The organism is Roseateles sp., from assembly GCF_052436255.1.
Lineage (GTDB): Bacteria > Pseudomonadota > Gammaproteobacteria > Burkholderiales > Burkholderiaceae_C > Pelomonas.
This window is the reverse complement of the sequence record NZ_JBQVNP010000195.1, coordinates 1-7,374: the sequence shown is the minus strand read 5'-3', so window position 1 is coordinate 7,374 and position 7,374 is coordinate 1. Positions and strand designations below refer to the sequence as shown.

The following is a 7,374-nucleotide window of genomic DNA, read 5'->3' as shown; positions in this document are numbered from 1 at the left end:
TGTAGTTTCTCAGGACGTTGTTCACCTCAAACCCCAGCCGTGAGGCGGGAGGTTTGTGGCCGGTGGCGGAGTGAGGGCGATGGAAGTTGTAGTGCTGCATCCAGGGCGCAAGCTCAGCGGCGCGGACGTCGGAGCTGGGATAGCGGTAGGCGTAGGCCCACTCCCGCAGCAAGGTCTGGATGAAGCGCTCCGCCTTGCCGTTCGTCCTGGGCGTGTAGGGCCGCGTGCGCCTGTGCTTGATGCCCAGACGGCGCAGCAGCTTGGCGAAGCGCTTGGAGCGGTACGCTGAGCCGTTGTCCGTCAGGATGGCCGTGACCTGCACGCCGAGCTGCTTGTAGTAGCGCAGCGCAGCCACCAGGAACTGGCATGCGCTCAGGCTCTTCTCGTCGCCCAGCATCTGGCTAAAGCCCACGCGCGAGTGGTCGTCGATGGCCACGTGCAGCGCCTGCCAGCCCGCGCGGCGCGTGTTCTGCGTGCGGTCGCCAGTGACGCGATGACCAGGCCGCTCGAAGCGGCCGAGCTTCTTCATGTCCAGATGTAGCAACTCGCCGGGCTTGTCGCGCTCGTAGCGACGCACCGGCTCAACGTCCTGAACACCGGGCAACTTGTTCAGCCCGGCCTGCCCGCACAGCCGCGCCACCGTGCTCTTGGACAGGTTCAGCCGCTCTGCGATCTGCACGTAGGTCAGCCGGTGGTTACGCCGCAGCGCGCACGCGCGCTCGGCTTTGTCGGCGGGCGTTCGCTTGGGGCTGCGATGAGGACGGGAGCTGCGGTCGAGCAGCCCAGTGGGGCCTTCGAGCGCGTGACGCCGATGCCAGCGCGCAGCGGTGCGCCGGCTCACGCCTGCCGCCTCAGCAGCAAGCTTGCAGCCTTGAGTGGCGACGTTCTTGACCAAATGTGCGCGACCTCGCGGCGTCAATGAGGCATTCTTATGGCTGTTCATCCGAGGGTTCCCCGTGTGGCGATGGGTTGGTGTGAGAACCCTCATCTTCCACGGCCTCGGGTGAACAACCTCTTGGGAAACGACACCTAGAACGCATGCGGGCGTCGCCGCTGTACCGCGTGACAGACCGCGGCGAGGGCTTCCGCAACCTCCATCCCATCCAGCCCGGCCTGCGCGACAGCACGGAGCGGCCGTCGCTGGGCGACTTCATCTGCGCCGAAGGCCGCCGCAAGCCGGCCGGCCTGCTGCCGGCCGTCAACCCGCTGGACGCCTGGACCAAGCCGACCGACACCGGCCTGCGCGCGACCTGGCTGGGCCACTCCACGGTGCTGGTCGAGATCGATGGGCTGCGCGTGTTGACCGACCCCGTCTGGGGCAAGCGCGCATCGCCGTCGCAGCTGGTCGGCCCGAAGCGCTTCCAACCCGTGCCGCTGGCCTTGAAGGCCCTGCCGCAGCTGGATGCCGTCGTGATCTCGCACGACCACTACGACCACCTCGACTATCCAACCATCAGGGAGCTGGTCAAGCTGCAGGGTGTGCCCTTCATCACCTCGCTGGGCGTTGGCGCGCATCTGCAGGCCTGGGGCGTGCCGGCCGAGCGCATCGTCGAGCTGGACTGGTGGGAGCACTGGCAGGCGCCGCACGCCGAACTGCGCATCCATGCGGTGCCGTCACAGCATTTCTCGGGCCGCTCGCTGTCGGACCGCAACGCCACGCTGTGGTCGTCCATCGTCATCGAGACGCCCAAGCACCGTGCCTTCTTCAGCGGTGACACCGGGCTGACGACCGAGTACGCCGCCATCCGCGAGCGCCTCGGACCGTTCGACCTCGTCATGCTCGAAGTGGGCGCCTTCCATCCATCCTGGGGCGACATCCACCTGGGGCCGGAGAACGCGCTGAAGGCGCTGCAGCTGCTGGGCGGTGGCGCCTTGCTGCCGGTGCACTGGGGCACTTTCGCGCTGGCCTTGCATGACTGGGACCAGCCGGTGGAGGTGCTGCTCGAACTGGCGCCGAAGCAGGGCGCACAGCTGCTGATGCCAAGGCTGGGCGAAGCCGTGGAGCCGGCACATGGCGAGGCCGCGGCGCCTTGGTGGCGCCAGGCCGACTCGCCGACACACAAGCGCCGCAAGCCGGCCGAACCGGAAGACATGCGCAAGCTGCCGAAGGCCATGCCCTGGCCGCTGGACTGACGCGACCACCGCCAGCATCCCTGTCATCTTCGCGGGCATACACTGCAAGCCAGTCGCGTACTGCTCAATGGCGCGGCATCGGTGGCTGGACGACGCGCATCACCTTCGCGCTCCCAGGCTGGCCGGCTCCCGCCGGCGGCAACGGTCGTCATCCTCCGTCAAGCGGCGAGCCTCACTGTCGACCCTCCCGGAACTGACCTCAGATGGCACTCCCTGCCGCCCCCGGGACTCGAGAACCGCCTTGGGTTGCGCCCTGCGCACGCCCTGCCTCCAGCCTCCCAGGAGAACCCGATGACCCTGCCCACGCTCGCCGAGATCGCCAGCCGTGAAACCCTGCGCGACGGGCTGCTTGCCACCGTCGACCTGCTCAAGCGCCGCCGCGCCTCCGAAATCAACGAGGCCGCCGTCGAGGGCTACATCGCCCTGGACTGGATGGAGTGGCATGGCGGCTCGCTGCGCCTGACGACGACGGGCGAGAACCTCTGCAAGCACATGACCTCGCTGCTGGCCCGCAACGGCGCCCAGGCCGCTGCATGACGGACCGACGGCGACATGGCTGAGCGCCCACCCGCCGGCCCGGCGCAGGCCACGGTGGACCCGCTGCTGCTGGCCACCGTGCGCATCGCCACCTTCGACGGCAGCCGCGGGCTGACCACCGCCAGCGGCTTTTTCTTCAGGCGCGACGAGCGGCTCTACCTCGTCAGCAGCCGCCACGTCTTCATCGACGAGGCCAGCCACCACCACCCCGACCGCATCGAGATCGAGCTGCATGCCGACGCGGCCAACCTGGCCAACTCCACCGGGCTGTCGGTGCTGCTCTACCGCGACGGCCTGGCCGACTGGCGGCAGGGCGAGGACGACGCCGGTGCCATCGACGTGGCGGTGATCGAGATCGACCCGGCCGCGCTGCCCGACACGGTCGAGCTGGCGGCCTTCACGCTGGAGAACTTCCCCGGCCCGCAGGACGACGTGCCCATCGGCCAGCTGCTGCTGATCCCGGGCTTTCCGCTGGGCTTTCATGACGGCCTGCACCATTTCCCGGTGGTGCGGCACGGCGCCGTGGCCTCGCCCTACGGCTGGCGCTTCCAGGGCATGGGCTGGTTCCTGACCGACGTGCGCGCGCACCGCGGCATCAGCGGCGCGCCGGTGGTGGTGGCCGCGCCCGGCCGGGGCCCGCTGCCCTGGCTGCTGCTGGGCGTGCACTCGGCGCGCTTCGACATGGGCGACCGCGATCTGAAGTCGGACGAGTCGCTGGGACTGAATGCGGCCTGGTATCCGGACATCATCGCAACGCTGACCGACGCGGCGATCGCCACGACCCCGGCGTTGCCTGCCGATCCGGCGGGGCTCGAGGCCGGCGCGGCCAGCGCTGAGCCTGGGGCCGGATCGCCCGCCTAGACTCCTTCGGCTGACGCAGTCGTCGGCCCGCCTGTGTTCCACTTCCGCCGTGAATCCAGAAGTCCCCTCATCTCCGGCCCTCAAGCCGGCAAAGCCGCCCGCTCCGGCCTTTCCTCTCCCGCAACCCAGCCACGCCGCCCGCTTCCCCGCGGGCCTGGCGCCCGAAGACTGGGCCCGCATCCGCCAGGCCGCCCACGCGCTGCCGCAGGTGCTGGTGCCCGCCGACTTCGACGATGGCAGCCACGGTGGGAGTGACGAAGCACTGGACCGCATGGGCTGCATACAGATCTCGCGCGCCGCTGGCGGTGGCCGGCCCAGCCGCTGGATCCTGCCTGCCCACATCCCGGTCGCGCTGGCCCAGCTGGAGGCCACGCCGCAGACCAACACGCTGCGCACGCAGATGCTGCAGCGTCTGCACCAGCTCGAAAGCCTGGGCCTGCGCCGCGAAGGCCTCGTGTTCACGCGGCTGTGCGTGCACGCGCTGCTGCTGGCGCATGAGGGCTGGCGCATCGACCTGTCGCACCGCGTGCCGGTGCCCGAGGAGCCCGTCTGGGCCTTCTTCCGCGACGCCGATGCGGCGGCGCTGAGGCAGGCACTGGGCCAGGCGCCCGAGTACTCGTACACGGCCGAGCTGACGCTGCACCTCAACCACCTCGTCGCGCGCAGCGAGGCCATGGGCGACGCAAGCCAGCTGGCATCGCTGCTGCCGCGCCTGCAGGCCGAGTGCAGCGTGCCCATGCCCTACGAGGACCTGAAGGCCGCGCTGACCCGCGCTCAGGACCGCTGGGAGCAGCAGGTCGAGGAGCAGAGCACGCTGGCCAGCCTGGGCCGCGAGCTGGCCTTCCAGGGCTATCCGGACAGCTTCGACGCCGCGCGCAAGCTGGGCCGCAAGGTCACGCTCTACCTCGGCCCGCCCAACAGCGGCAAGACGTATTCGGCCTTTGAGCGCCTGGCGCAGGCACTGGACGGTGCCTACCTCGCACCGCTGCGGCTGCTGGCGCTGGAGGGCCGCGACCGGCTCGTCGGCCGGGGCGTGCCCTGCTCGCTGTTGACCGGCGAGGAGAACGTGCCGGCCGCTAACTCGCGCGTGGTCAGCAGCACCATCGAGATGGTCAACACGCGCGACGAGATCGACGTGGCCGTCATCGACGAGGCGCAGATGATCTTCGACGACTCGCGCGGCTGGGCCTGGACCCAGGCCATCGTCGGCGTGCCGGCGCGCGAGCTCATCATCATTGCCTCGGCCTATGCCGCGCCGGCCATTGAGCGCCTGCTGCTGCTGTGCGGCGAGAAGCCCGAGAAGCGCATCTTCGAGCGCAAGCAGCAGGTGCAGCTGATGCCGGCGCCGGTGCCGATGTCACACCTGCATGCGGGTGACGCCGTCGTCGCCTTCAGCCGCCGCGACGTGCTGATGCTGCGCGACCAGATCGGCCAGAGCGGCCGCTCGGTCAGCGTCATCTACGGTGCCCTGCCGCCCGAGGTGCGCCGCCGCGAGGCCGAGCGCTTTGCGGTCGGCGCGGCCGACGTGCTGGTGGCCACCGATGCCATCGGCATGGGCCTGAACCTGCCCATCCGCCGCGTGCTGTTCTCGACGCTGACCAAGTACGACGGCGTGGCCGACCGCGAGCTGTCGGTCGGCGAGGTGCACCAGATCGCCGGCCGCGCGGGCCGCTACGGCCTGCATGACGAGGGCTTCGTCAGCGTGCTCAAGGAGGCCGAGGCCGACGCGATGAAGACGCTGCGCGAGCTGCTGCCCAAGGAGCCACGCGCGCCGCGCGACTTCAAGTGCCCGGTGGCGCCGAACTGGCGCCATGTGCAGACGATCTCCCAGCGCCTGGGCGTGGGCAGCCTGCAGCAGGTGCTCAACGTCTTCATGCAGCAGCTGCGCCTGGACGACGCCCACTTCGAGGTGGCCGAGCTGGAGCAGATGCTGGGCCTGGCCGAGATGCTGGACCGCTGCGCCGGCTCGCTGCCGCTGCAGGAGCGCTTCCGCTACGCACAGGCGCCGGTGGACGACCGCCTGCCCCAGGTCGTCGAGCAGTTCCAGGCCTGGGCCACCAGCCACGCCCGCACCGGCAAGGCCGGCACGCCCTGGTTCCTGGACGATGTCGACGAGCACAGCCGGCTTGACCGCATGGAGCAGGCGCTGCGCCAGTGCACGTTGTGGCTGTGGCTGGACCTGCGCTTCCCCGAGGTGTTCGGGCATGTCGAGGCGGTGGTCGACCTGCGTTCGCGGTTGAACGACGGGATTGAAAGGCAGTTGAAGGGGAAGAAGCCGTTGTGGCAGACGAGGGGGCGGCGGTAGCTACTGGCTCGACAGCAACGCAATAACTTAGGGATCTCAAGGCCCGTAGGATTTGCGACGACGAGTCTCATCTGCAATAGATCATTGGTGTGAACCAAGGATCGGTGGCGCGTCTGCTGCTGGTAAAAACCTGGGGGCGAACGCTTCCTGAAGTGCATACATTCGAGCGAAATCAACCGAATGCATGGGAGAAGGCATGGTCAGAGATGCTAAAAAAGCAAGTCGCCCAGAAGTTGACGCCTCCGATCCAAACGATATTAGCTCCAAGCCGATTGAATTATTTTTTGGTTTGGCCGGCCCGACTGGTGTTGACCTTTCAAAAATTACTTCCTCTCTCCAAGCCCAACTTAAGGCTGTTGGATACGAAGCCCACGTCGTAAGACTTAGCGAACTTATTCATCCCTATATCGGCAAACACCCACAGTGGGAAAATGAATTTGGTCGCATAGATTCACTTATGACGGAGGGAACAAAGCTTCGTCAAGATACTGGGCAAGCCGATATAGTTGGAAGATTGGGCGTTGCGCAGATTCGTGCGTTACGAGAAGAGTTTACGGGTGACGCCAACAAAACTCCCGATTCAAGGATAGCTTATATCGTTCGGTCCTTTAAAAGACCGGAAGAAATTTCCATGTTTCGAGAAGTGTATGGGAAAGCCTTTACTCTTATCTCAGTGTATGCGCCGAGAACGACTAGGATTCAATACCTGACCAGACTGCTGCGAGGTTCATCTGCGCTCAATGGACAGGATGCCGAGGAATTGGCGGTACGGCTCGTTACGCGCGACTATGAAGAGGACGTCAAATACGGTCAACAACTCGGCCGAACATTCCCGTTGGCGGACTATTTTGTTACCAGTGCATCACGCGCTCAACTCGACTCACAACTTCGGCGCCTAGTTAGACTTACTTTCGGAGATCCATATATATCGCCCACTCAAGACGAGCAAGGAATGTTTTTTGCGCAAGCCTCTGCTTTACGCTCCTTAGATTTGTCAAGGCAAGTAGGTGCTGCGGTAATATCTCAAGATGGGGAAGTTATCGCGACTGGGTGTAACGAAGTGCCCAAGTTTGGTGGCGGTCTATATTGGGCGAATAGTGAAGGCGTTGCAAGAGATTTCGAGATTGGCCACGACTCAAACGTCACCATCAAGACGGAGTTAATTGAGGATGCTGTGCGCAGGCTGCGTGCCAAGGGGTGGCTCTCGTCTAGCATTTCGCGCAAAACAGATAGTGAGCTGGCAAAGGCTTCGCTATATGGCGAAGATCCATTTTTCAGGGATTCTCGACTATTTGATGTAATTGAGTTTGGACGGGCCGTTTACGCTGAAATGGCAGCCATAACTCAAGCAGCCAAGATTGGGGTCCCCTTGCTTGGCTCTAGACTATTTTGCACAACGTTTCCATGTCACATTTGTGCTCGCCACATTGTTGCGAGCGGCATTGGCGAAGTAATATTTATCGAGCCATATGAAAAAAGTCGAACTGATCAACTTTTCGCCGACTCAGTTAGCATCGAGCCCCATGAACCTTCTCCTA

Annotated in this window: 6 protein-coding genes; 5 read left to right on the top strand and 1 reads right to left on the bottom strand. The window is 65.5% G+C overall.

Annotation, left to right across the window (positions count from 1 at the left end; translation table 11 throughout):
- Positions 1 to 943 (bottom strand): IS481 family transposase (locus ACT6S0_RS25205; RefSeq protein WP_444766498.1); only part of this gene is annotated, 943 nt, incomplete at its 3' end.
- A gap of 95 nt (positions 944 to 1,038) precedes the next feature.
- Here ACT6S0_RS25205 and ACT6S0_RS25200 point away from each other — a divergent pair.
- From ACT6S0_RS25200 to ACT6S0_RS25180, 5 genes are all read left to right on the top strand, one after another.
- Positions 1,039 to 2,133: an MBL fold metallo-hydrolase gene (locus ACT6S0_RS25200; protein WP_444766497.1), complete on the top strand. Its 1,095-nt coding sequence runs from the start codon at positions 1,039 to 1,041 to the stop codon at positions 2,131 to 2,133.
- A gap of 291 nt (positions 2,134 to 2,424) precedes the next feature.
- Complete coding sequence (locus tag ACT6S0_RS25195) at positions 2,425 to 2,670, top strand: hypothetical protein (RefSeq protein ID WP_444766496.1); 246 nt, start codon at positions 2,425 to 2,427, stop codon at positions 2,668 to 2,670.
- Between the two features lie 15 nt (positions 2,671 to 2,685).
- The gene (locus ACT6S0_RS25190; protein ID WP_444766495.1) at positions 2,686 to 3,531 is read left to right on the top strand and encodes a trypsin-like peptidase domain-containing protein; all 846 of its coding nucleotides are present in this window, start codon (positions 2,686 to 2,688) and stop codon (positions 3,529 to 3,531) included.
- Between the two features lie 49 nt (positions 3,532 to 3,580).
- A complete protein-coding gene (locus tag ACT6S0_RS25185) occupies positions 3,581 to 5,836 on the top strand; it encodes a helicase-related protein (protein WP_444766494.1) in 2,256 nt (751 codons plus the stop codon).
- Between the two features lie 184 nt (positions 5,837 to 6,020).
- Positions 6,021 to 7,374, top strand: a 1,354-nt coding sequence (locus ACT6S0_RS25180; RefSeq protein ID WP_444766493.1) for an anti-phage dCTP deaminase, incomplete at its 3' end; no start/stop codon positions are given.

Coding starts and splice junctions, on each gene's coding strand:
- ACT6S0_RS25190 (WP_444766495.1), top strand. CDS start 2,686: ATGGCTGAGCGCCCACCCGCCGGCCCGGCGCAGGCCACGGTGGACCCG.
- ACT6S0_RS25195 (WP_444766496.1), top strand. CDS start 2,425: ATGACCCTGCCCACGCTCGCCGAGATCGCCAGCCGTGAAACCCTGCGC.
- ACT6S0_RS25200 (WP_444766497.1), top strand. CDS start 1,039: ATGCGGGCGTCGCCGCTGTACCGCGTGACAGACCGCGGCGAGGGCTTC.